General features: G+C 63.3%; 18 protein-coding genes and 1 pseudogene. 11 read left to right on the forward strand and 8 right to left on the reverse strand.

Features of this window, described 5'->3' with window-relative positions:
* Nucleotide 1: 1 nt before the first annotated feature.
* Nucleotides 2–1,129, reverse strand: a complete 1,128-nt coding sequence (locus BM416_RS02455; protein ID WP_092484978.1) for a saccharopine dehydrogenase family protein — start codon at nt 1,127–1,129, stop codon at nt 2–4.
* 119 nt (nt 1,130–1,248) lie between these two features.
* Nucleotides 1,249–2,655 carry an XAC2610-related protein gene (locus tag BM416_RS02460; RefSeq protein ID WP_092484981.1) on the reverse strand — a complete coding sequence of 469 codons (1,407 nt, stop codon included), beginning with the start codon at nt 2,653–2,655 and terminating at the stop codon, nt 1,249–1,251.
* A 128-nt stretch (nt 2,656–2,783) separates the two neighbouring features.
* Between BM416_RS02460 and BM416_RS02465 the strand changes: the two genes are divergently transcribed.
* A complete protein-coding gene (locus BM416_RS02465; RefSeq protein ID WP_092484984.1) occupies nt 2,784–3,347 on the forward strand; it encodes a cysteine hydrolase family protein in 564 nt (187 codons plus the stop codon).
* Here the strand turns inward: BM416_RS02465 and BM416_RS02470 are convergent.
* A complete protein-coding gene (locus BM416_RS02470; RefSeq protein ID WP_092484987.1) occupies nt 3,337–3,792 on the reverse strand; it encodes an NUDIX hydrolase in 456 nt (151 codons plus the stop codon). The two genes, BM416_RS02465 and BM416_RS02470, sit on opposite strands and share 11 nt — an antisense overlap.
* Entirely contained in the window at nt 3,785–4,435 is a 651-nt protein-coding gene (locus BM416_RS02475; protein ID WP_092484990.1) for a TetR/AcrR family transcriptional regulator, read from the reverse strand. Before BM416_RS02475 ends, BM416_RS02470 begins: the two co-directional genes overlap by 8 nt.
* A gap of 72 nt (nt 4,436–4,507) precedes the next feature.
* Between BM416_RS02475 and BM416_RS02480 the strand changes: the two genes are divergently transcribed.
* A complete protein-coding gene (locus BM416_RS02480) occupies nt 4,508–5,374 on the forward strand; it encodes an aldo/keto reductase family oxidoreductase (protein WP_065942111.1) in 867 nt (288 codons plus the stop codon).
* 5 nt (nt 5,375–5,379) lie between these two features.
* Here BM416_RS02480 and BM416_RS02485 read toward each other — a convergent pair whose 3' ends face one another.
* Nucleotides 5,380–5,811 carry an HIT family protein gene (locus BM416_RS02485; RefSeq protein ID WP_092484993.1) on the reverse strand — a complete coding sequence of 144 codons (432 nt, stop codon included), beginning with the start codon at nt 5,809–5,811 and terminating at the stop codon, nt 5,380–5,382.
* A 74-nt stretch (nt 5,812–5,885) separates the two neighbouring features.
* Here BM416_RS02485 and BM416_RS02490 point away from each other — a divergent pair, with 74 nt between their 5' ends.
* A complete protein-coding gene (locus tag BM416_RS02490) occupies nt 5,886–6,563 on the forward strand; it encodes an aspartate/glutamate racemase family protein (protein WP_092484996.1) in 678 nt (225 codons plus the stop codon).
* On the opposite strand, the gene BM416_RS02495 is transcribed toward BM416_RS02490, so the two are convergent.
* A complete protein-coding gene (locus BM416_RS02495) occupies nt 6,520–7,212 on the reverse strand; it encodes a glutathione S-transferase family protein (RefSeq protein WP_092484998.1) in 693 nt (230 codons plus the stop codon). The genes BM416_RS02490 and BM416_RS02495 overlap by 44 nt on opposite strands.
* A 139-nt stretch (nt 7,213–7,351) precedes the next feature.
* Here BM416_RS02495 and BM416_RS02500 point away from each other — a divergent pair, with 139 nt between their 5' ends.
* From BM416_RS02500 to BM416_RS02525, 6 genes are all read left to right on the forward strand, one after another.
* Nucleotides 7,352–7,915 (forward strand): TetR/AcrR family transcriptional regulator, encoded by a 564-nt coding sequence (locus tag BM416_RS02500; protein WP_092485001.1) that lies wholly within the window; start codon nt 7,352–7,354, stop codon nt 7,913–7,915.
* 202 nt (nt 7,916–8,117) lie between these two features.
* A complete protein-coding gene (locus tag BM416_RS02505; protein ID WP_092485004.1) occupies nt 8,118–9,173 on the forward strand; it encodes an AMP-binding protein in 1,056 nt (351 codons plus the stop codon).
* A 10-nt stretch (nt 9,174–9,183) separates the two neighbouring features.
* Nucleotides 9,184–9,960 (forward strand): ABC transporter ATP-binding protein, encoded by a 777-nt coding sequence (locus BM416_RS02510; RefSeq protein ID WP_092485007.1) that lies wholly within the window; start codon nt 9,184–9,186, stop codon nt 9,958–9,960.
* A 2-nt stretch (nt 9,961–9,962) separates the two neighbouring features.
* A complete protein-coding gene (locus BM416_RS02515) occupies nt 9,963–10,844 on the forward strand; it encodes a branched-chain amino acid ABC transporter permease (RefSeq protein WP_053139125.1) in 882 nt (293 codons plus the stop codon).
* 22 nt (nt 10,845–10,866) lie between these two features.
* A complete protein-coding gene (locus BM416_RS02520) occupies nt 10,867–11,934 on the forward strand; it encodes a branched-chain amino acid ABC transporter permease (RefSeq protein ID WP_027608468.1) in 1,068 nt (355 codons plus the stop codon).
* Between the two features lie 28 nt (nt 11,935–11,962).
* On the forward strand, nt 11,963–13,294 hold the full coding sequence (locus tag BM416_RS02525) for an ABC transporter substrate-binding protein (protein ID WP_092485010.1): 1,332 nt from the start codon (nt 11,963–11,965) through the stop codon (nt 13,292–13,294).
* A gap of 132 nt (nt 13,295–13,426) precedes the next feature.
* On the opposite strand, the gene nirD is transcribed toward BM416_RS02525, so the two are convergent.
* Together nirD and nirB are read right to left on the reverse strand one after the other, a co-directional pair.
* On the reverse strand, nt 13,427–13,789 hold the full coding sequence (nirD, locus tag BM416_RS02530; protein ID WP_092485012.1) for a nitrite reductase small subunit NirD: 363 nt from the start codon (nt 13,787–13,789) through the stop codon (nt 13,427–13,429).
* On the reverse strand, nt 13,789–16,332 hold the full coding sequence (gene nirB / locus BM416_RS02535; RefSeq protein ID WP_092485015.1) for a nitrite reductase large subunit NirB: 2,544 nt from the start codon (nt 16,330–16,332) through the stop codon (nt 13,789–13,791). Before nirB ends, nirD begins: the two co-directional genes overlap by 1 nt.
* A 539-nt stretch (nt 16,333–16,871) precedes the next feature.
* Between nirB and BM416_RS02540 the strand changes: the two genes are divergently transcribed.
* Nucleotides 16,872–20,879 carry a bifunctional nitrate reductase/sulfite reductase flavoprotein subunit alpha gene (locus BM416_RS02540; protein ID WP_092485018.1) on the forward strand — a complete coding sequence of 1,336 codons (4,008 nt, stop codon included), beginning with the start codon at nt 16,872–16,874 and terminating at the stop codon, nt 20,877–20,879.
* Between the two features lie 230 nt (nt 20,880–21,109).
* Nucleotides 21,110–22,114, forward strand: a pseudogene (locus tag BM416_RS31085) (cache domain-containing protein); the annotation flags it as partial.
* Nucleotides 22,115–22,184 lie beyond the last annotated feature (70 nt).

Consider the following 22,184-nt stretch of genomic DNA (forward strand, 5'->3'; position numbering starts at 1 on the left):
GTCAGGCCTGCCCGTCAGAGAAGCGCACCGTCAGGCTCAGCTTCGTCGGTTCGTTGATGGCGGCCATGTATTCGTCGACGCTGATTTCGCCTACGCACGGGCGGGCGCCGGGTTCGGGCACGTAGCCGTGGGCCATTTTGATGGCGAGGGCGACGGCCGCGCAGCTGGGGATTTCCGGTCCCTTGTCGTCCAGAGCCGTGAGTTGCACCGCCAGGGACAGCGGCTGGCCTTGAATGCCCAGGCCCTGCACGTCGATGTACATCGCGCTTTTGCCATCGCCCAATCGTTCGAACCAGGTGCCCAGGCGATGCAGCCTGGCGGCCCACACGAGGTGGTCGCGCACGATGCCCATGCGTAGAGACTGGGCCAGCAGGTAATTGGCGACGCCGCCCAGCTTGAGCCCCGCACCGGCCTTGAAGCGCAGGGTATGGGCGCCATAACGGCCAGCGAATATATCCATGTCGGGCACGTCCACATTGGCCAGCACCCGCGTGCCGAGCTGGGGCATCCTGCGCAGCGTCAGGTCCTGCCAGCCCAGCACTTCGTGCACCTGGCCCTGCTTGAGTTGCTTGATCGGTTTGCCCGCATAGGCAAGCACGCCTTCGATGGTCGACAGCCCCGGCATCTTGGCCGAAGAGGAAATGCCATGCTCGATGGCGTCGATGCGCATGAAGCGATCGCGGTACTGATCGATGATGGCGGACGACAACGTCGGCACAGAGCTGCAACCGCTGAGGACGGCCACGCCCGCCTGCCGGGCTTTCGCGTCCAGCACGCCGATGCCATTGACGAAGGCCCGGCAGTCCGACAGGTCGCAGTAGTTCACGCGCGCATCGATGCAGTGCTGGGCGACGGCATAGGACTGCCCCTGGAACGGGCCGCCGGTGTGGATCACCAACTGGATGTTCATCGACTGCAAGACGCCAGCGAACCCGACCGCCATGGCGTCGCCGCACCAGCTTTCGCACACACGGCCCGAGGACGTTTTCAACGCATCGACTTTGCCCTGCAACTTGTGTGAGTTGCGGCCCGAGATCACCAGTTCAATGCCCGGCGCGCCCGCCAGGTGCCGGCAAATGATGCTGCCGAAGTTGCCGTAGCCGCCGATCACCATCACCCTGAGTGCCATGCCTGCTTCCTTGATCAATCAATTGTGCGCCGAGCCTGAAGCGGCCCTCGGCTGAAGATACCCGATGTGTCTAACCGCCTGACCCAGGATCGACACTCAGGCGGCATTACTCCCCGGTTTCAGGGCTGCTTACGATAAAACCCGGTCAGGTAGTCCTGGCTGTCCGGCGCCGAGTTGTGCTCGATCACGGCAAAACCCTTCACCAGTTGGATGTGATACGGCCCGGCCCGAGGGGGCGCCTGGGGGGCGCGCACGATGATCAGGTTTGCGGTTTCCATCGGCACGCGTTGGTGCGTAGTGATGATGATCTTGTCGGTGCCGGTGTCTTTGAGCGTCACGCTGAGTTCCGCCACTTCCCTGCCCTGGGCGTCGCGTTCGGGAAGGATTTTCAGGTCCAGGTCACCGTCGCGGTCGAGGAAGTCATCGCGCATCTGGTAATGGCCATCGCGCTGATCGCGGGCCACGTCGCCGAGTTTGTCGTACTCAGGCTCCCGGTCCTGCCTGTGCAGTTGAATCTGCAGCTCGGGCTGGTCACCCTTGGCGCCACTGACCCAGGTGCCCGCGTAGTCATAAGGTTCGACGGTTTCCCGAGTGATGCGCCAGATGCCGGTTTGACGGCCGTCATCGGCATATTCGTGCAGGTAGATAAACGACTGGTCGCCGTATTCACCCTGGTCGCCCACCAGTTTGATCGGCTTGCCGCTGCCGCTTTTGGTGTAGCGCAACTCACCGATCAGCACCGCGCCCTGTTGCTGGTACCAGAGTTGCACCGGGATCTTGTCGTTGAGGGTGCCGGCCAGGAACTCGGGGTCTTCGTTGACCGGCCCTTCCAGCCTGGGCGTTTCCAGCCACTGGCCGTCCTTCCACTCACCGGTGGTGCGCAACATGTAGCCGCTGGGCATGCTGTTGTTGGCGTCATCGTCCGTCGCGGGCACTTCTGCCTGGGTGTACGCGCTGAGTCGCACCAGTTTGCCATCGCGCATCTGATAGCGACTGGCGCGGGTCCAGCAGCAACCCCGGTCGGTCTGCGAATGGATAACGCCGTCCTTGGGATTGATCGAAAACATCCCGCCGGAGGTCTCGTTGGCCAGGTCGGTCAAGGGGCCATTCAGCACCCAGTGGGACGTGTGCGGGTCTTGCAGATACACGTCGTAACTGGACTGGAAGTCCTTATCTGCACCGGTGCCATTGCGGATCGCCAGGTCCTGGCGGCCATCCTGGTTGATATCGGCGAAGTACACCACGCCGTTCTCCCCCATCAGGCGCCAGTCCACGGTTCTGCCTTGCTGGTCCAGCGGCACGTGGGCATCCGGGGTCTGCAATTGCTGAAGGATTTCGAGGGAGCTTTTATCGCGCAGGGTGATGAGCGCCGGCGCCAGATGCTGCAAGTCCTGCGGCACCTCCGGGAACAACACCTCGACCAGGTATTGACCGCTGGGGTCATTGACCGAGAACGAACGGGGCTCGGCCATGACGGGAGCGGCCAGGGCCAGGGAGAGGAGTACACCGCTGAGTCGCGTACGCATCCAACGCATCCTTGCTGAAATTCGGGGGCGGCAGTGTAAAGGCAAACGGCGAAGGCTTCGAACAAATCGCTGTTTAGGCCCACTCATTGGCTGCTATGTTTTGTGCCTCACGAGCCAAAGGATGTGCCATGGAACCCTTAGCCACCAACGCTGCACTGGTGCTCATCGACATGCAGCAGGGCATGAATGACCCGAAGCTCGGGCGCCGCAATAATCCGCAGGCCGAGCAACAGTTGCAGCAATTGCTCGGCGCCTGGCGGCAGTCGGGGCGGCCTGTGGTGCACGTCAGGCACATCTCCCGTACCCCCGGCTCGGTATTCTGGCCGGGCCAGCCGGGCTGCGAATTTCAGCCTGCGCTGCAACCGCTGGCCCACGAACATGTGGTGGAAAAGAACGTACCCTGTGCCTTCATCGCCACCGGGCTGGAACGCTGGCTGCACGCGCGTTCGATCAAGCAACTGGTGATCGCCGGGGTGATCACCAACAACTCCGTCGAAGCAACGGCACGCACAGGCGGCAACCTGGGCTTTGACGTGCTCGTCGCCGCAGACGCCTGCTACACCTTCGATCAAACCGATGGGTCCGGGCGCCTGTGGCCGGCGGAGGACGTGCACGCGCTGTCGCTGAGCAACCTGGCCATGGACTACGCCAGGGTGGTCGAAACGGCCGGAATTATCGGCGCTATGCGCTGAACACGCCGGCTTGCACCAGCATGTCAACCAGCGCTTCAGGCCAGACCGTTTCCTCGGTGGCGCGCAACGCCTGAGCCGACCACCAATGATGGTCCGCCATTACCTGGGTTTCTTCCAGCGTCCATTCTGCCCTGGACAGTTCGGTGCTGGCGGTGTGCACCACAAAGTAGTGCTCGACGGCCGGCACCGTTTCACCGCTGGGCAGCATCAGCGCAAACCGGCGCTCGGCGATAGGCGCGGCAACGGCCTGCACCTGGATACCGGTTTCCTCGCGCAGCTCGCGGATGGCAGCGGCCTCGAAAGTCTCCCCCGGTTCGACACCGCCGCCAGGGGTAGCCCAGTAATTTTGACCAGCCAGTGCGCCGTCTTTATGGATGAACCTGAAGAGCAGTACTTCGTGCGCGGGGTTGATCACCAGCAATCGTGCAGCCTTTCGTTCACGCATGGGTCTTCCTTGGGGTCGGGGGTTGATGAGCCTGCAGATACGCCCTCAGCATCAAGGTGGTTTGCTGCTCCAGCGCAGCCTCGAACGCAGGCGCGGCGTTCCCCTCAAGCAGGGTGCGCACCGGGCCGACGATGGCACTCAGCGAGATCGCCGCGACCAGGCCTGGGTCGTCAAAGTGGGCGTCGGACGCCGTTGCCAGCATGGCTGCAATCGCGCCCACCATGCGCAGGTTGATACGTGCGACCAACTCCGGCCCGCCGCGTTCGGCTGCGATCGCATAGAGCGCCTTGGATACCGCCTGTTCGCGCAATTTTGCGGTGAGTAATGCCTTGACCAGGCCGCCCGCCATCTCCGCAACCGACGCGCCCTGAAGCCCGGAGCACGCCAGCTCGACGCTATCGGCCACGCGCACCAGGTGTTTTTCCAGAATGGCGGCGAGCAACGCATCGCGATTTGGGTAGTACTGGTAGAGACTGCCCACCGACATTCCCGCGCGCTCCGCCACCCGCGTAGTGGTGCAGCGCACCAGGCCCTGCTGGGTCAAAACCTGAAGGGTTGCCTCATGCAATGCTTCGACGGTTGCCGCGGAGCGTGCTTGAACCGCTGATTTTCTTGGTTTCAATGACGCTTTGGCGGTGCTCATGGAATGCGAATTCCAAAATCTGAAGGATCCTTCATATTAGGGCCTTATTCAGTTCAAGCAAGAGCAGCAGTCATGAGCAACCTGGCAAGCAGCGGCACCTTCACCCTTGGCGACCATAAGGTCAACCGCATCGGCTACGGCACAATGCAACTGGCTGGGCCGGGTGTATTCGGCCCGCCCAAGGACCGGGATGCGGCCCTGGCGGTACTGCGTGAGGCCGTCGCAGCCGGTGTGAATCATATCGATACCAGCGATTTCTACGGACCGCACGTCACCAACCAAATTATCCGCGAGGCGCTGCATCCTTACCGGGACGACCTCACGATCGTCACCAAGATCGGCGCCCGTCGCGACGATCAAGGTGGATGGCATGGCGCAGCATCGAAGGCGGAACTGACCCAGGCCGTGCATGACAACTTGCGTAACCTGGGCCTGGACGTGCTGGATGTGGTCAATTTCCGTTGCACCCACAACCTGATGGGCACGGCAGAAGGCTCGATCGCAGCGCCCCTGGCCGCACTCGCCGAACTGCAACAGCAGGGCCTGGTACGCCATATCGGCATCAGCAACGTCACGCCGACGCAAGTGGCCGAAGCCCGTGGCCTGATTGAGTTCGTCTGCGTGCAGAACCTGTACAACATCGCCCACCAACACGACAACGCCTTGATCGATGAGCTGGCCAGGGACGGCATCGCCTATGTACCGTTCTTCCCCCTAGGCGGATTTACCCCGGTCCAATCATCGACACTGACCAACGTTGCCCAGCGCCTGGGCGTAACGCCAAAGCAACTGGCCCTGGCGTGGTTGCTGCGTCGCTCAGCGAATATCCTGCTGATTCCGGGGACCTCATCGGTCGCTCATTTACGAGAAAACCTCGCCGTAGCCGAACTGGACCTGACGGACGACGTGCTGGCAGAACTGAACGACATCGCAGGGTAAACGCATCAGCCTGCCAGTAATTGCGCGATAGCCTTACGCAGCTCCCCATGCACGTCTTCCGCGTACGGCAACGCATTTTTCCAGTCATAAAACCAAACGGGCATCTTGCGCTTGTCATCCGGTTCCGAGGCGTAGCGCGGGAAAATATGGCAATGCAACTCCGGCTCCGAATTGCCCAGGATCTCGTAGTTGATACGCAACGCACGGCTGGCTTGCAGCACCGCGTCGCCGATGCGCGCCATGTCGAGCAGGTAGGTCGCACGGGCGTCGGCATCCAGGTCGTTCAGGCTGGCGACCACCGGGTCGGGCAATAGCAGGCAGTAGCCAGGCAGGAATTGCACATCGCCCATCACTGCCCAGCCTGAGGGCATGCGGCAGATGACTTTGTCGTTAGTGCCGTTGCGGGCCTGTTCTACGCGTTCCATGATCAGCGGCATACCCTGTCCTTGCGTTAGGTGAGTGCGGGCTGCATCTTAACCATCGTCGACATTTTCAGCACTGGAAACAGCCCATGCGCATCGCCTGCCTTCATACCGCAGCCAGCAACATCAGCGTCTTTGACACCGCCGCGAAAGCACTGGGTATCGGCGCTGATGTGCTACGCCATGAAGTGCGCGCCGACCTATTGGCTGCTGCCGAAAACGCCGGCCATCTGAGCGCCGACATCTGCGCATCCACCGCATCAGCCCTGCTTGCACTGGCTGAACAGGCCGACGCCGTGCTGCTCACCTGCTCGACCCTGGGTCCGGTTGTTGAAGGTATCTCCAGGAGTGTCCCGATCCTGAGGACAGACGAAGCGCTGGCCGCCTCGGCGGTGCAGGATGGCGGAAAAATTGCGGTGCTGTGCGCGGTGGAAACCACCCTCGAACCTACCGCGCGGCTGTTTCAAAAGGCCGCGCTGCAATCGAACGCGGCCGTCGAAGTGCGGCTGGTTCCGGGGGCATGGCGCTTGTTCAAGGCGGGTGACATCGACGGCTACCTGGCGACAATCGCCAGAGCTGCCGATGCCGCCTATAGGGATGGAATGACACGGGTTGCGCTGGGCCAGGCGTCGATGAGCGCGGCCGCCGTGCAGGTAACGGCCGGCCCGCTGCCCCTCACCAGCGCAGCGGCCGGGCTGGCGGCAGCTATGCGGGCCGTTGGCCTCAGTGCGGTTGTGCAACCATTGCACGCCAGGCCTGAACGCTAGGTCGCTCGTTGACCCTGGCCTGCCAGGCGCGCAGGGCTTCACACGTCTGCGGCACGGGCAATTGCACCAGGTCCGCGAAGATCATGCCGCCGAGTAACGCGATATCGGCCATTGAGAAGGCGTCGCCCGCCACAAAATCGCGGGTCTTGAGCACGTTATCGAAATAGTGCATCCCCCTGACCGCCTTGTCCCGCATGCGCATGCCCCATTCGGCGTTCTGATAAAGCTCGACCTCAGGCCCAAGCCCAGGGGTGGCATGATGGAAATACACGCTGACCGCATCCATCAATTCAATCTCTGCGCGCTTGGTCATCATGTGGATCAAGCCTTGCTCGGTCGGCGTCCTGCCGGTGAGGGTCGGGTTGCCATCGAGCGTGTCCAGGTACTGGGTGATAGCCGTGCATTCAGCGATGAACGTGCCGTCGTCCAGTTGCAGCACTGGCAGGGTGCCGGAGTAGTTGAGGGCCAGGAACTCAGGTTGTTTGTGCTCCCCTTTCCATAGGTTGACCGACACGAACTCAACGCGCGGCAACAGATCTTTCTCGGCCAGCGCAATACGAACACGCGCTGGATAGGGGCCGTTGTACCAATCATAAATCTTCATCAACGGCGGTTGGGATACGTGGGGTTGTGGTTGTTGGAACGTCATGATCTGCTCGCCTACCTGTCAAATGGTAGGTAGAGACTGAAGGTATTATTTCAGGCCGTCAAGCATTACCTACCAGTTGGCAGGTAAAACCTTATCAGCGTAGAATTCGCCCCTCCCCACATTTAAGAGCAATCCACACGTGAGTGAAAATGCCCGCGAAGCGATTCTGGAAGCCGCCAAACTCGCCGCTCAGCACTACGGCTACAGTGGCATCAACTTCCGCAGCATCGGCGAAACGGTGGGGATCAAGAACGCCAGTATCTATTACCACTTCCCGAGCAAAGCCGATCTCGGCGCAGCCGTTGCCAGGCGCTATTGGGAAGACGCCGCCAGCGCCCTCGCGGCGATACGCAGCGAGAACCCGGATCCGCTGCAGTGCCTGCGTGCTTATCCGAGCATCTTTCGGAAATCACTCGAAGACGGCAACCGCTTGTGCCTGTCCAGTTTTATGGCGGCCGAATATAAGGACCTGCCCGAGCCGGTGAAGGAAGAGATACTGACGTTTGCCAATATCAACGTAGCCTGGCTGGCGGCGCTGCTTGCCGAGATCGAACCCGGCAATACAGAGGCATGCGAGCGTCGCGCGCGTGCCATCTACACCGCCATTGCCGGCGCGCAGTTGATTGCCCGCACCCGGGCCGATCTCGGTTTGTACGACGAACTGGTCCAGAGTTATCGGGACGCGGGGCTTATCCCGGCGTGACAAGCTGGAGCCCTGCCGGCGACAGGTAGCGCTCCAGCAATGGCCCCATCGCTGTTGGCCCAACAACACTGCTTGGACAGCTTGTGCTGAATCAACACACGCCTCCTCCCCCAAAAATCCAGATATCCCCTTGAAATAAAAGCATTTAATCCTCTGGCATGACGCGTGCAATCGCCTTCGCATACTGACGAAGGATACCCCCATGCCCCAGACACTGCCCCAGGCGCTGTTGCGCCAAGCCCACACCCGAGGGTCGGCGATTGCCTTGCGCTTCAAGCGCCTGGGTATCTGGCATGAGCGCAGCTGGAGCGCGGTGGCTGACGAGGTCAGCCAGCTCGCCGCCGCCTTGCATCAGCGCCGCTTCGGGCCTGACGATAACCTGTTGATCCTCAGCCAGGCGCGCCCCGAAGCGTTGCTGCTGGCGCTGGCCGCGCAATGGCTGGGCGCCAGCGTGACGCTGCTGGACCCGGACCGCGACAACCGGGCGCTGCTGGCCGGGCTGCGACCGCGCTTCGTGCTCGTGCAAGACCTGGAAGCGCTGCAACAACTCGGTGAACGCGGGGTGGTGGTGTTTCTTGACGGGCGTGGCCTGAGCCAGTTCGCAGACGCCGATTTGATCGACTATGCCGAGCTGCGTACCGATGCACCGCCACCCGTCCACGCCCCGCAGCCGAGCGACATCGCCTTCGTCTTTCATACCGACACCTCCCTGCACTTGACCCATGGGCAACTGCTCGCGGGCGGCCGGACGCTGGTCGACCGCGAACACCTCGGCGCCGACGACGAAGCCCTCGCCGCACGGGTGTTTGCCGCCAGCGGACAGGCACGCTACCTGCTCGCGCCCTGGCTGCACGCCGGCTTTCGGCTGAACTTCCCCGAGGCCCTGGCCACCCGTGACACCGACCGCCGCGAGCTGGGCCCGACCCTGGTGCTGGGCACCCGCGAATCCTATGGGCGCCTGGAGCAATGGGTGCGTGAACGCCTGCCACTGCCGGGCAGCTTCAGCCATCGTTTATACGACTGGGCCATGCAGCCGACACCCTCCCCCGTGCGCCGCTGGCTGGGCCATTGGCTGGTGCGTCGCCCGTTGCTGGATGTGCTGGGCATGAGCCGCCTGCGCGTGCCCTTGCTGGTCGGGCCGCCACTGCATCCGGAAAGTGCCGCCTTCTTTGCGGCCCTGGGTATTCGTCCCGGCCATTGGCAAGAGCCGTCCACCCGCCACGAACCCAGCGACCACTTGCTGCCTCAATCTGCCTGACGAGCCTTCCATGCACACACCCACTGAAGCGGTATTACTGCGGCTCGATGACATTTCCCTGTCGTTCAAGGGCATCAAGGCCATCACCTCCATCAGTTTCGAGGTCAAGGCCGGTGACATCTGCGGCCTGATCGGCCCCAACGGCGCGGGTAAAAGCTCGCTGCTCAATGTGATCAACGGCGTCTACCACCCCCAGGGCGGCAGCATCCGCTACGCCGGCCAGACCCGGCGGCGCATGCGTGCGCACCAGGCGGCCGAAGGCGGGATTGCGCGGACCTTCCAGAATATCGCGCTGTTCAAGGGCATGAGCGTGCTCGACAACGTGCTCACCGGGCGCAACCTCAAGCGCCGCAGCAGTTGGCTGGAACAGATGCTGCGCCTGGGCCGCGCGCCACGGGAGGACGACGCGCACCGCCTGCACGCGGAAAAGGTGATTGCCTTCCTGCAGATCCATCCCTGGCGCCATGTGCTGGTCGGCACCCTGCCCTATGGCCTGCAAAAACGCGTCGAACTGGCCCGCGCCCTGGCCGCCGAACCGACCCTGCTGTTGCTCGACGAGCCCATGGCCGGCATGAACGCCCAGGAGAAAGCCCAGATGAGCCAGTTCATCCGCGACATCAACCGCGAGTTCGGCACCACCGTGGTGTTGATCGAGCACGACATCGGCGTGGTCATGGGCTTGTGCGACCACGTGGTGGTCCTCGACTACGGTCGCAAGATCGGCGACGGCACCCCGCAACAGGTGCGCGCCAACCCCGATGTCATCGCCGCCTACCTGGGTACCTGAGCATGGAATTTTTCTTCGAAGTGCTGATCGGCGGGCTGCTGGCGGGCGTGATGTATGCCCTGGTGGCGATTGGTTTTGTGCTGATCTACAAGGCCTCCGGCGTGTTCAATTTTGCCCAGGGCGCCATGGTGCTGTTCGCCGCGCTGACGTTTGTCAGCCTGTTGGAGCGCGGCTTCCCGTTTGCCTGGGCGTTCCTGATCACCCTGGCGAGCATGGTGGTGCTGGCGCTGCTGATCGAAAAAGTGGTGCTGCGGCCCTTGGTCAATCGCCCACCGATCATCCTCTTCATGGCGACCCTTGGGCTGTCCTACATGATCGAGGGCTTTGCGCAGTTCCTGTGGGGTGCGCAGGTGCACGGGCTCGACCTGGGCATCGCCGACGAGCCGCTGGAAATCCGCGGCATGCTGCTTTCGCAATTCGACCTGTTTGCCGCCGGCACCGCCGCCGCGCTGGTGATCGTGCTGTCGCTGCTGTTCAACAAGACCCGGGTGGGCCTGTCGTTGCGTGCGGTGGCCGATGACCCGCTGGCGTCCATGGCCATCGGTATTCGCCTGCCGCGCATCTGGGCGCTGGTGTGGGCGGTGGCCGGGTTTGTCGGCCTGGTGGCGGGGCTGCTCTGGGGCGCGCGGCTGGGGGTGCAGTTCTCGCTCTCGCTGGTGGTGCTCAAGGCCCTGCCGGTGCTGATCATCGGCGGGTTCTCGTCCATCGGCGGGGCGATTGTCGGCGGCCTGATCATCGGCGCAGCGGAGAAGATCGCCGAGATCTACCTCGGCCCGATCATCGGCAGCGGCATCGAGAACTGGGTGCCGTACGTCCTCGCGTTGCTGTTCCTGCTGGTGCGGCCTGCCGGGTTGTTCGGCGAGCGTGCCATCGAACGGGTTTGATTGTCCTTGGGGAAATGCCTGCATGTTGTATCAAGAAGTCGGTCAAATCAGCACCTCCTACGCGGCCGAGCGCCGCACCTTTCGCCTGCGCCAGGACCGCGTCGCGCTGTGGCTGCTGCTGGGCGTGGCGTTCTTTGCGGTGCCCTGGCTGGGCAATGACTACTGGTTCAGCGCGATCCTGGTGCCGCTGCTGGTGCTGTCGCTGGCCGGGCTTGGGCTCAACCTGCTGACGGGCTACGCCGGGCAACTCTCCCTCGGCTCGGCGGCGTTCATGGCGGTGGGCGCGTTTGCCGCCTACAACCTGCAGTTGCGGGTGCCCGGCCTGCCGCTGCTGGTGAGCTTTGCCCTGGGCGGCGTGATCGCCGCAGCGGTGGCGGTGTTCTTCGGCTTGCCGAGCCTGCGCATCAAGGGCTTTTACCTGCTGGTGGCGACCCTGGCCGCGCAGTTCGTGGTGGAGTGGGTGCTCACCCGCTTCAGCTGGTTTACCAACGACAACGCCTCGGGCGTGATCACCTCACCGCCGCTGCTGATTGCCGGGCTGGATTTCAGCTCACCGCGCGGCCGCTACGTGCTGACGCTGGCCGTGGTGGTGACGCTGTTCTGGCTGGGCAAGAACCTGGTGCGCAGCGAACTGGGCCGCAACTGGATGGCGGTGCGCGACATGGACACCGCCGCTGCCGTCATCGGCATTCGCCTGTTGAAGGCCAAGCTGCTGGCGTTTGCCATCAGCGGCTTCTACCTGGGCATCGCCGGTTCGCTGTGGGCGTTCGCCTACCTGGGCACGGTGGAGCCCCACGGCTTTGACCTGAGCCGCTCGTTCCAGGTGCTGTTCATCATCATTATCGGCGGCCTGGGCAGCGTGCTCGGCAACGTCCTTGGCGCGGCATTCATCGTGTTGTTCCCGATCCTGCTGGCCAATCTCTTCGCGCTGTTGCCCGCTGGGCTGATGGATGCCGGACAGCTGGAAAACATCCAGAAGATGCTGTTTGGCGCGCTGATCATCGCGTTTTTGATCAAGGAACCGGAGGGGCTGGCCCGTCTGTGGCAGCGCTTTCGTCAACGGGCCAGGGTCTGGCCGCTGCGTTACTGAACTCAATAACCCCCCAGGAATGACCTCCATGACACACCGCTTATCGCTGCGCCGCCTGGCCTTGGGCCTGGCCCTGATCACCGCCGGGCTCACGGCCGGCGCCCAGGCTGCCAACGAACAATACTTCCCCTTGCAGAGCTACCGGGTCGGCCCGTACGCCGCCGGCGGCACCGGTTTCTTCGGTGGCTTTATCGACTACCTGCAATACATCAATGCCAAAGGCGGGGTGAACGGCGTCAAGCTGACCTGGAGCGAGTGCGAGACCGAGTACGTGGTGGAAAAAGGCGTCGAATGCTACGAGCGTCTCAAGGGTGGGCTCAACGGTGCACCGGCCGCCGCCACCAACCCGCTGTCAGTCGGCATCGCCTATGCCACCCTGGACCGCTCCACCGCCGACAAACTGCCGCTGATCACCATCAACCATGGCCGCACCGACTCTACCGACGGCAGCGTGTTCCCCTACGTGTTCCCGCTGCAGCTCAACCCGTATTCGGAAGTCTCGGCGATCATCAACTACATCGGCCAACGCGAAGGCGGCGCCGACAAGCTCAAGGGCAAGAAAATCGCCGTGCTCTACCACGGCTCGCCCTACGGCAAGGAAACCAATGGCGTGCTCGAAACCCTGGCGAAAAACGCCGGCTTCGAACTGACCCTGCTGGAAGTGCCGCACCCCGGCAACGAGCAGCAATCGCAGTGGCTGAACATCCGGCGCCTCAAGCCCGACTGGGTAATCCTGCGCGGCTGGGGTGTGATGAACCCGGTGGCGCTCAAGTCCGCGCAGAAAGTCGGCTACCCGGCCGATCACATCATCGGCAATATCTGGAGCAACTCCGAAGAAGACGTGGTACCGGCCGGTGCCGCCGCCAAGGGCTTTATCTCGATCACCACCCACCCGTCGGGCACCGACTTCCCGGTGCTGCAAGGTATCCAGCAAAGCGTGGTAGACGCCGGCAAGGGCAACCTGGCCGACCCCAAGCGTTTCGGCACCGTGTATTACAACCTGGGCGTGGTCAACGGCATCCTCAACGTCGAGGCCCTGCGCCTGGCCCAGGAAAAATACGGGCAAAAACCACTGACCGGCGAGCAGGTACGCTGGGGCTTCGAACACCTGAACCTCGACGACGCACGCCTGCAGGCCCTGGGCGCCAAGGGCCTGGTGCAACCGCTGAAACTCTCCTGCGCCGACCACGAAGGCGGCGGCGCCGTGCGCTTCCAGCAATGGGATGGCCAACGCTGGAACCTGATCAGCGACTGGGTACAGGCCGACCGCGCCTTGCTGCGGCCGATCATCGAAGCCTCGGCGGCGCAGTACGCCAAGGAGAAAGGCATCACGCCGCGGGATTGCAGCAAAGAGCAGTAAAACGACCCAATTGTGGGAGGGGGCTTGCCCCCGATGACGGTGGATCAACTAATGAATCAGTTGACTGACACTCCGCTATCGGGAGCAAGTCGAATCGTCGCACCGCCCCTCCCACATTCAGACCGAGGCGTGTCAGCCCAGACCTATTTCCACCACTCCAGCATTCAACCGCACCGGCCACACCCGCAAACGCTGGTGCGGTGCCTCCAGGCATTGGCCGTCGTGCAAACGGTAATGCTGCTTATAGATCGGCGCAGCCACCACCAGGTCGCCCTTGATGCTGCCGACCAGCCCGCGTCCGATCACATTCGCGCCGGATTCCGGGTCGTGGTTGTCGATCGCGTACAGCGTCTGGTCCCGGGCGCCGGGCAGGTAGAACAGCGCGACCTGGGCGCCGTCCAGCCACACCACGACGCCGGAATTACTCACCAGGTCGGTCTCGTTGCACACGCTTTTCCAGGTGGCAAGGTTGCGCTGCGTGTTGGACTGGCTCATCAGGCAAGCTCCTCGGTGACGGGAATCAGGTTGAGTTCGGCGGCCATGATCGGCCGACGCTGGCCGCGTTCCTGGACGAAGTGGATGTCCGGGTCGGGGCGTTTGTCGTTGACGAAGGTGCGGAAGCGCTTGAGTTTTTCCGGGTCCTTGAGGGCGTTGGCCCACTCGCATTCATAGCGGTCGACCACCAGTTGCATCTGCGCTTCAAGCTCGGCGCCCAGGCCCAGGCTGTCGTGCAGGATCACGTCCTTGAGGAAATCCAGGCCGCCTTCCAGGCTTTCGCGCCAGACCGAGGTGCGTTGCAACTTGTCGGCGGTGCGGATGTAGAACATCAGGAAGCGGTCGATGTACTGGATCAGCGTGGCGTCATCCAAGTCGGTGGCGAACAGTTCGGCGTGGCGTGGGCGCATGCCGCCGTTGCCGGCGATGTACAGGTTCCAGCCCTTCTCGGTGGCGATCACGCCCACGTCCTTGCTCTGGGCCTCGGCGCATTCGCGGGTGCAGCCGGACACCGCGAACTTGAGCTTGTGCGGCGAACGCAGGCCCTTGTAGCGGTCCTCGATCAGCAGCGCCATTTTCACGCTGTCCTGCACACCGTAGCGGCACCAGGTGCTGCCCACGCAGGACTTCACCGTGCGCGTGGACTTGCCATAGGCGTGGCCGGTTTCAAACCCGGCCGCGATCAGCTCGGCCCAGATGTCCGGCAACTCGTGCAGTTGCGCGCCAAACAGGTCGATGCGCTGGCCGCCGGTGATCTTGGTGTAGAGGTCGTATTTCTTCGCCACTTCGCCAATCACGATCAACTTGTCGGCGGTGATCTCGCCGCCCGGAATACGTGGCACTACCGAGTAGGTGCCGTTCTTCTGCATGTTGGCCATGAAGGTATCGTTGGTGTCCTGCAGCGGCACCAGGGACGCGTCCATGATCGGCTGGTTCCAGCACGAGGCCAGGATCGACCCCACCGCCGGTTTGCACACATCGCAACCGGTGTGGCCACGACCGTGTTTGGCCAGCAGTTCTTCAAACGTGAGTACCCCTTCCACACGCACCAGGGCATACAACTCCTGGCGGGTGTAGGCGAAGTGTTCGCACAGGCTCTTGTCGACGCTGACGCCACGGGCAATCAGCTCGTGCTCGAACACCTGCTTGAGCAGCCCGGCACAACCACCGCAACCGGTGCAGGCCTTGGTCTGCGACTTGAGCAGGCCGAGGTCGCTGCACCCGGCGTCGATGGCCGAGCAGATCGCGCCCTTGTTGACGTTGTGGCACGAGCACACCGTGGCCGAGTCCGGCAAGGCGCCTGGGCCGAGGGTCGGTGCGCCGCTGGACGATGGCAGGATCAGGCTGGCCGGTTCGGCCGGCAGCGCGATGCTGTTCTGCATGTATTGCAGCAAGGTGTCGTAGTAGCTGTTGTCGCCGACCAGCACCGCGCCGATCACGTGTTTGCCGCTCGCATCCACCACCAGGCGCCGATAGCTGGCAGTTGCCTCGTCGATGAACTGGTAGCTGCGCGCACCCGGTGTATGGGCGTGGGCGTCGCCGATGGAGCCCACGTCCACGCCCAGCAACTTGAGCTTGGTGGACATGTCGGCGCCGACAAAGGGCTCGGCGCTGTGCTCGCATAACAGCGCGGCGACGCCACGGGCCATTTGGTAACCCGGCGCAACCAGGCCGAACAGGCTGCCGTTCCAGGAAGCGCATTCGCCAATCGCGTAGATGTTGGGGTCGCAGCTCAAGCACTCGTCGTTGATCACCACGCCGCCGCGCGGGCCAATGTCCAGGCCGGCCTGGCGAGCCAGGGCGTCCTGGGCGCGGATCCCGGCGGAGAATACGACCAGGTCGGTTTCAAGGAACTCGTCATTGGCAAAGTTCATGCGGTAGCGGTACTGCTCGCCGGCACTGATCGACTGGGTGGCGCGGGACAGATGCACACCTACGCCCAGCCGCTCGATCTGGGCCTTGAGGGCCAGGCCGCCAAAATCATCCAGCTGCACCGGCATCAAGCGCGGCGCGAACTCCACCACATGGGCTTCCAGGCCCAGGCTTTTCAGGGCGTTGGCGGCTTCCAGGCCGAGCAGGCCACCGCCCACCACCACACCACGGCGCGCATTGGCGGCTGCGGCACGGATGGCGTCGAGGTCTTCGAGGGTGCGATACACCAGGCGCGAGTCGCCTTCGGCGCCCTCGATCGGCGGCACGAACGGATAGGAGCCGGTGGCCAGCACCAGCTTGTCGTAGCCCACGCAGCCCTGGGCGGTGATCACTTCACAGCGTTCGCGATCGATCTCCAGCACCGGTACGCCCAGGTGCAGGGTGACACCCGGCGTCTGGTACAACGCGGCGTCCGACAACGCCAGGGACTCGGCATCGCGGCCGGTGAAGTACTCGGAAAGATGCACGCGGTCATAGGCACGCATCGGCTCTTCGCTGAACACGTGCAACCGGTAGTGATCCAGCGCGCCGCGTTCGATCAATTGCTCCACGCAATGGTGGCCGACCATGCCATTGCCGACGACGATCAGGGTTTTCATCTGTTTGTTCATAGCAAGCACCCGACAACGTTCATCACGGTTTAAAAAGCAAAAAAAAACGCCTGAAACCTTGCGGTTCCAGGCGTCTTTGCCTGTTCTTATGCGGGATCGGATCGGCGACTGCGCCGGATCTACCGCTTTATGCCCCTGTTGTCGATCGTCGTTGACCGAGGTGGGTTGAGGGGGAGCTTGCAGGGTCTGTGCCAATTGGTCGCGAGCCTTACTGCGACGCCTTCTAGCGGCACTCATCGAATCTGAATGCACACTTCAGCGCCTCCAACTGGTGCATCCCGCGACAAAAAAGTGCATTCCCGGATACAAATCAAAGGGTCACAGAAGAGCGGGCTTATTGTGGTGAGCGGGCTTGCCACAATTTGCCTGTGCTTATTGCCCGTGCTTAAGAAACTGGCGCGTGACTTGCTAGGAACACACACAGAGCAGTCAACGCTGATTGCCCATTCACGACAAAGGCGCCGTGCAATCCCCGTTTCCAACGGAGGGTTGCAGGGCGCTTTTTTGTTGGCGGGCAGAAAAAGTTTCGAGGGTGACGGATGGCAAACCAAAGCGTACGCAGTGTGTGTCCCTATTGTGGTGTGGGCTGCGGCATCATCATGCAGGTCGAGCACAATAAGGTGGTCAAGGTCATCGGTGACAAGGCCCACCCCACCAACTTCGGCCGCCTGTGCACCAAAGGCACCACCTGCGGGCAGGCCATCGCCGACTCCGGCCGGATGGAAAACGCCTACCTGCGCGAGAAGCGTGACCACGACCCGGTGCGCATCGCCATGGACACCGCCATCAGCGAAACCGCCGGGCGCCTGCGCGGCATCCTCGACAGCCACGGGCCGGATGCCCTGTCCTTTTATGTGTCAGGGCAAATGTCCCTGGAGGCCCAGTACCTGATCAATAAACTGGCCAAGGGCTTTGTGCGCACCCACAACGTCGAGTCCAACTCACGCCTGTGCATGGCCAGCGCCGGCAGCGGCTACAAGCTGTCCCTCGGCGCCGACGGGCCGCCGGGCTCCTACGAAGACTTCGACCGCGCCGACCTGTTCTTCGTGATCGGCGCCAATATGGCCGATTGTCACCCGATCCTGTTCCTGCGCATGATGGACCGGGTCAAGGCCGGGGCCAAGCTGATCGTGGTCGACCCACGGCGCAGCGCCACGGCGGACAAGGCCGGCCTGTACCTGCCGATCAAACCCGGCACCGACCTCGCCCTGCTCAATGGCCTGTTGCACCTGCTGGTCAAGAACGGCCACACCGACCCCGCGTTCATTGCCGCTTTCACCGAGGGCTGGGAGGCCATGCCCGGCTTTCTCGAGGACTACCCGCCGCACACGGTCGCCGAGATCACCGGCCTGGCCGAAGCGGATATCCGCCAGGCCGCCGACTGGATCGGCGCCGCCGCCGAGTGGATGAGCTGCTGGACCATGGGCCTCAACCAAAGCACCCACGGCACCTGGAACACCAACGCCCTGTGCAACCTGCACCTGGCCACCGGCGCCATCTGCCGCCCCGGCAGCGGGCCGTTTTCCCTCACCGGCCAACCCAACGCCATGGGCGGCCGTGAGATGGGCTACATGGGGCCGGGCCTGCCGGGGCAGCGCTCGCTGCTGGTGGAAGCCGACCGCGCATTTATCGAAGACCTCTGGCAGATCCCCCCAGGCAGCCTGCCGCGCCAGGTCGGCGGCGGCACCGTGGCGCTGTTCGAGCAGATGAGCGCGGGGCAGATCAAGGCCTGCTGGATCATCTGCACCAACCCGGTGGCCAGCGCGCCCAATCGCCGCAAGGTCATCGAAGGCCTGCAAGCCGCCGAACTGGTGATCACCCAGGACGCCTTCCTCGACACCGAGACCAACCGCTACGCCGACATCCTGCTGCCCGGTGCGCTGTGGGCCGAGGCCGAAGGGGTGATGATCAACTCCGAGCGCAACCTGACCCTGATGCAAAAAGCCGTCGAACCACCGGGCCAGACCTTGCCCGACTGGCAGATCATCGCCAGGGTCGCTTGCGAGATGGGCTTTGCCGAAGCCTTCACCTATGCCAGCGCCGCCGAGGTCTTCGACGAGATCAAGCGCGCCTGGAACCCCAAGACCGGCTATGACATTCGCGGCGCCAGCCATGCACGGCTGCGCGCGCAACCGCTGCAATGGCCCTGCGCTTCAGACGCCGGCGCGGACCGCAACCCGATCCGCTACCTGAATACCGGCACGCTCAGATTCGCCACCGAGAACGGCAAGGGCCAGTTCCTGGCGCGCCCACATATGCCGCCGGCGGAGATGCCGGATGAGGCCTTCCCTTTCGTGCTCAACACCGGCCGTTTGCAGCACCAGTGGCATACCCTGACCAAGACCGGCAAGGTCGCCACCCTGAACAAACTCAACCCCGGCCCCTTCGTCGAACTGCACCCCGAAGATGCCGCCAGCCTGGGCATCCAGGACAAGGACCGCGTGGAGGTGCGCTCCCAGCGCGGGCGTGCCGTACTGCCTGCGGTGGTCACCGACCGCGTGCGGCCGGGCAACTGTTTTGCGCCTTTCCACTGGAACGATGTATTTGGCGAAAACCTGGCGATCAACGCGGTGACCAACGACGCGGTCGATCCGATTTCCCTGCAACCCGAGTTCAAGTTCTGTGCCGTCGCCCTGGCCCGGGTCGAGTTGATCGATCACCAGTTTCTCGATGAGCCGGTCTCGCAAGACCTGCCCGCCTTAGCAGGGGACCTCACCATGTCGCGCCTCGACGCCTTCGCCGATATTGCCGGCCTCCGCAACCTGCCGGCGCCGCCACTGAGCGACAGCGAACGCACTTACCTCGCAGGTTTCCTCAGCGGTCTGCGCTCCGACGCCGGGCGCCAGGCAGCGGGTGTGCCGGTGATGCCAACCCATGCGCCGCTGACCAAGGATTCCCGACTGTGGCTGGACGGTTTGCTCGGCGGATTGTTCAGCCGCGCAGACGTCAGCGCCATCGCCGCAACGCCCTCCCCGGCCGTCACCCTGTTATGGGCCTCCCAGACCGGTAACGCCGAAGCCCTGGCCGAGCGATTCGCCAAGCGCCTGCGCGACGCCGGTATCAGCGTGGAACTCAGCGCGATGGCGGACTTCCCGGCCAGCAAACTGGCGAGCACGCAAAACCTGGCGCTGATCAGCAGCACCTTCGGCGATGGCGACCCACCGGACAACGGCGAAGGCTTCTGGCACAGCCTCAGCACCGCCGAGATGCGCCTGGAGTCGCTGCGTTTTGCGGTACTGGCCCTGGGCGATCCGAATTACGACCAGTTCTGCAAGCACGGCAAACGCCTTGACCAGCGCCTGCTGGAGCTGGGCGCGACCCGCCTGCTGGAGCGCGTGGATTGCGACACCGAATTCGAAGAACGCGCCTATGCCTGGCTGGCACAGTTGCAACACAGCCTCAACCCGGCCAAACCCGCGACGCTCGCCCCACCCGCCACACCGGCGGGCAAAACCAAGCTGCATGGCTCACGGCTGCTGCTCAACCGGCACCTGAACCCGCAGAGCACCCACAAGGAAACCCGCCAGTTCGCCCTGGACCTGACCGACTCCGGGCTGAGCTATGAAGCCGGTGATGCCCTGGGAGTGATGCCGCGCAACTGCCCGGAACTGGTCAACGAACTGCTCGACCTGACGCGCCTGGATGCCAGTGCCTGCGTGAACATCGACACCTTCGGCGATGTACCGCTGCACCAGGCGTTGACCCAGCGTTTCGAAATCGCCCGCCCCAGCAGCGACACCCTGGCCTTTATTGCCGAGCGCAGTGCCAACCCAGGCCTTAAGCGCCTGCTGAGCCCCGAGCACAAGACCGAACTGCAGGCTTGGCTGTGGGGCCGGCAATTGGTGGATGTGCTGCACGAGTACCCCATCGATTGCTCGGCGGACGAACTGCTCGGCACCCTCAAGCGCCTGCAACCACGTTTGTATTCAATCGCCTCCAGCGCCAAGGCCTACCCGCAGGAAGTGCACCTCACCGTGGCCGCCGTGCGCTATGGCAAGCGCAAGGGCGTGTCCTCGACCTTCCTCGCCGACCGCGCCGCAGACAGCGAGGTGCCGTTGTTCGTGCAGCCGTCCAAGCACTTCCGCACACCGGCCGACGGCGACGTGCCGATGATCATGATCGGCCCCGGCACCGGTGTGGCGCCGTTCCGCGCGTTTTTGCAGGAACGTCGGTCCCAGGGACACCAAGGCCGCAACTGGCTGTTCTTCGGCGAGCAGCACGCGGCCAGCGACTTCTATTACCAGGATGAACTGCAAGGCATGCAGCGCGACGGCCTGCTCACCCACCTGAGCCTGGCGTTCTCCCGCGACCAGGCGCAAAAGATCTATGTACAGGACCGCATCCACGAACAGGGGGCCGAGCTGTGGCGCTGGTTGCAGGACGGCGCCAGGCTGTATATCTGCGGGGACGCCAGCCATATGGCCAAGGACGTCGACCAGGCGTTGCGCCAGGTCGCGCAAACCCACGGCGGGCTTGGCGTTGAGGGCGCGGTGGAGTACTGGCGCCAGTTGAGCGAACAGAAGCGTTACCTGCGTGATGTCTACTGATTGGATACAGAACAATAAGCACTTTGTATTGTGTACAAAAAACCCTAAAGATTTACCGGCTCCGGGCCGAAACAGCGGTGATAGCAAATCGCCGCGCTGTTTTTCCTGAGCGGACGATTTGACCACCCTCTGCGCTGATGGTCGTCTCGATGAAAATAAAAAATAAGCTGGTGCTGGCATTTGTCTCTGTGGCGTTTATTCCGGTAAGCCTGGTGGCCGTGATCTCCGTGATGAACACACGGACCCAGGCGGTGGATCAGTTTATCGATGGCAGCACCCGGGAAATCCGCCAGATCGATGGCAATATCCGCCAGTTCTTCGACGGCACACTGCAGAACGTCGATCAAATGGCCACCGATCCTGTATACACCTCCGTGGACTCTCTGAAGAATTACCAGCCTGCCGATGCAGCCAGCCAGCCGATGCCGGCGGCGGCGCAGGATGTGATCAAGCGCTTTGCACGCTTCGGCGCCACGCACCCGGCCGCCGCGATCCTGTCCATCGGCCTGGAAGACGGTACCTACGCCAAATGGCCGGATGACCCGCAGCTGGCCAAGTACGACCCACGCACGCGCCCCTGGTACAAGGCGGCGATGGCCAGCCCCGGCAAGACCGTGCGCACGCCGGCTTACTACTACGACAAAGACGATGTGGCGCTGGTGGGCACTGCCCGGGCGTTGCTGGATAACGCCGGCAAAGCCAAGGGCGTGTTCGTGGTCAGCGTGTCGCTGAAGAACCTCACCGAACTGGTCAAGAGCATCAAGCTCGGCGAAAGCGGCTACGTGATGCTGATCGAAGACGGCGTGGTGCTGGTCGACCCGCGCGACGCCGCCCACAGTTTCAAGCCGCTCAAGGACCTGGGCGCCGCCTATGCGCACCTGGCCGAGACGTCCCAGGGTTCTACCGAGGTGGAAATCGACGGCGTGCGCTACATGGCCAACGTGTGGACCTCTCCCGGCCTGGGCTGGCGCTATATCGGCCTGATCGAGCACCGCGAAGTGATGGCCGAAGCCACGCGCATGACCTACCTCACAGCGGTCATCGTCGGCGTGCTGGTGCTGATCTTCGGCGTGCTCGCGGCGGCGTTTTCCAAAGTGATCGTCAAGCCCATCGGCCAGGTCAGCAGCGGCTTGCAGTCGATTGCCGAGGGCGAAGGCGACCTGCGTCACGCACTGCAGGTGCAGGGCAAGGATGAAACCGCCGAACTGGCCGGCTGGTTCAACAAGTTCCTCGCCGCGATTCGCCAATTGATCCAGCACATCGGTGCCGCCTCGGCCAATTTGCACAACGCCTCCAAGGTCAACA

The organism is Pseudomonas sp. NFACC42-2 (assembly GCF_900116055.1).
Taxonomy (GTDB): domain Bacteria; phylum Pseudomonadota; class Gammaproteobacteria; order Pseudomonadales; family Pseudomonadaceae; genus Aquipseudomonas; species Aquipseudomonas marginalis.

Excerpts from the sequence above, each read along its gene's own strand:
- BM416_RS02470 (WP_092484987.1), bottom strand. The coding sequence starts at position 3,792 with ATGCGTGAACGAAAGGCTGCACGATTGCTGGTGATCAACCCCGCGCAC.
- BM416_RS02455 (WP_092484978.1), bottom strand. The coding sequence starts at position 1,129 with ATGGCACTCAGGGTGATGGTGATCGGCGGCTACGGCAACTTCGGCAGC.
- BM416_RS02490 (WP_092484996.1), top strand. The coding sequence starts at position 5,886 with ATGCGCATCGCCTGCCTTCATACCGCAGCCAGCAACATCAGCGTCTTT.
- BM416_RS02525 (WP_092485010.1), top strand. The coding sequence starts at position 11,963 with ATGACACACCGCTTATCGCTGCGCCGCCTGGCCTTGGGCCTGGCCCTG.
- nirD (WP_092485012.1), bottom strand. The coding sequence starts at position 13,789 with ATGAGCCAGTCCAACACGCAGCGCAACCTTGCCACCTGGAAAAGCGTG.
- BM416_RS02515 (WP_053139125.1), top strand. The coding sequence starts at position 9,963 with ATGGAATTTTTCTTCGAAGTGCTGATCGGCGGGCTGCTGGCGGGCGTG.
- BM416_RS02520 (WP_027608468.1), top strand. The coding sequence starts at position 10,867 with ATGTTGTATCAAGAAGTCGGTCAAATCAGCACCTCCTACGCGGCCGAG.
- BM416_RS02465 (WP_092484984.1), top strand. The coding sequence starts at position 2,784 with ATGGAACCCTTAGCCACCAACGCTGCACTGGTGCTCATCGACATGCAG.
- BM416_RS02460 (WP_092484981.1), bottom strand. The coding sequence starts at position 2,655 with ATGCGTACGCGACTCAGCGGTGTACTCCTCTCCCTGGCCCTGGCCGCT.
- BM416_RS02485 (WP_092484993.1), bottom strand. The coding sequence starts at position 5,811 with ATGCCGCTGATCATGGAACGCGTAGAACAGGCCCGCAACGGCACTAAC.
- BM416_RS02480 (WP_065942111.1), top strand. The coding sequence starts at position 4,508 with ATGAGCAACCTGGCAAGCAGCGGCACCTTCACCCTTGGCGACCATAAG.
- BM416_RS02495 (WP_092484998.1), bottom strand. The coding sequence starts at position 7,212 with ATGACGTTCCAACAACCACAACCCCACGTATCCCAACCGCCGTTGATG.
- nirB (WP_092485015.1), bottom strand. The coding sequence starts at position 16,332 with ATGAACAAACAGATGAAAACCCTGATCGTCGTCGGCAATGGCATGGTC.
- BM416_RS02510 (WP_092485007.1), top strand. The coding sequence starts at position 9,184 with ATGCACACACCCACTGAAGCGGTATTACTGCGGCTCGATGACATTTCC.
- BM416_RS02505 (WP_092485004.1), top strand. The coding sequence starts at position 8,118 with ATGCCCCAGACACTGCCCCAGGCGCTGTTGCGCCAAGCCCACACCCGA.
- BM416_RS02540 (WP_092485018.1), top strand. The coding sequence starts at position 16,872 with ATGGCAAACCAAAGCGTACGCAGTGTGTGTCCCTATTGTGGTGTGGGC.
- BM416_RS02475 (WP_092484990.1), bottom strand. The coding sequence starts at position 4,435 with ATGAGCACCGCCAAAGCGTCATTGAAACCAAGAAAATCAGCGGTTCAA.